This window comes from Mesorhizobium sp. M8A.F.Ca.ET.165.01.1.1, from assembly GCF_004792065.1.
Taxonomy (GTDB): Bacteria; Pseudomonadota; Alphaproteobacteria; order Rhizobiales; family Rhizobiaceae; genus Mesorhizobium.
In genome coordinates this window covers 1-287 of record NZ_SRTH01000241.1, presented here as the reverse complement: position 1 = coordinate 287, position 287 = coordinate 1, and the positions used below count along the sequence as shown (strand labels likewise).

At 55.7% G+C, this 287-nt stretch carries 1 pseudogene; it reads right to left on the bottom strand.

Annotation, left to right across the window (positions count from 1 at the left end):
* Positions 1-35 precede the first annotated feature (35 nt).
* Positions 36-287, bottom strand: a pseudogene (locus EN808_RS35920) (ROK family protein); the annotation flags it as partial.

Here is a 287-nt window from a genome sequence, read left to right as displayed (position 1 = left end):
GCTATTTTGAACAATTATACTGAATTGTAACAATATCAGACGATCAGTGCCTTGTCGCGCCACAGACGAAATCCACCCTCGAAGGCGCGAGTGTTGTCGCCGCGCCGGGACTTTTCGGGCAATTCATCGAGCTTGTCGACATTGCCGCCGCCGATCACGATGTAGTCCGGCTGCAGGGCGGCGCGAAGCCTGTCGACCACGTCGAAAACGTATTTGCGCCACTTTTTCTTCCCGCGCTTCACCAGGCCGCGCTCGCCGACATAATCCTCGAAAGTCGCTCCCTTCTT